This is a genomic window from Aquimarina pacifica (assembly GCF_000520955.1).
Taxonomy (GTDB): Bacteria; Bacteroidota; Bacteroidia; order Flavobacteriales; family Flavobacteriaceae; genus Aquimarina; species Aquimarina pacifica.
The window spans coordinates 1-652 of record NZ_JACC01000121.1 but is presented as its reverse complement, the minus strand read 5'-3'; the positions used below and the strand labels follow the sequence as shown (position 1 = coordinate 652).

Here is a 652-nt window from a genome sequence, read left to right as displayed (position 1 = left end):
GCAAAGTCAGGAGACTTTGCGGAGCGGAGGAGTTATGCCGAAAAGCAGAAATAAAGTTTTAAAGAAAAAATAGTTATGAAATATTTAAGAATAGTAATTGTATTGATTTTAGCATTTAACTTAACTTCTTGTTCTGCGCAAAAAAACACACATAAAAAGGCGATAACACAATTGCTAGAGTCAATCTATAAAAATGATAGTATATCAGAAATACATATTTATGAAAATGATGGTAGAGGTGGATTAAAAGAACCTGAATTAACCCAGTATTTTCATTGCATGGTAAGAGAAAATGGAGAATTACTTAATGCTGATGTTACTTTAATTAGTAAACCCGCTAAAACTTTTTGTTATTCCCTAGATATTAATGGCATTAAAGCCTTTGTTTATATTGAAGGTTGTAATTTCAATAAAAAACAATATAATGCTTTTTATTCGGTAGATGAAGAGTCTTGGGAGTTTGCTATAGAAAATATTGACAATGATTTTATTTTCTATGAATTAAAACGATACCCTAATATTCATAACAAAAAAGAATTATATGATAATTTTAAGTTATAATTTTACCATGATGCCCCCCCAATCCCGCTAGCGTCTCGCAAGTGGCGTCAAAGATTTTCAGACAGGAGTAATAATAAGATTAAGGCAGCCA

1 protein-coding gene is annotated in these 652 nt (G+C 30.4%); it reads left to right on the top strand.

All coding sequences use genetic code 11. From position 1 onward, the window contains the following. The first annotated feature begins 75 nt into the window (after nt 1–75). Entirely contained in the window at nt 76–561 is a 486-nt protein-coding gene (locus DZ60_RS0122055) for a hypothetical protein (RefSeq protein ID WP_025744155.1), read from the top strand. The last annotated feature ends 91 nt before the right edge of the window (nt 562–652 follow it).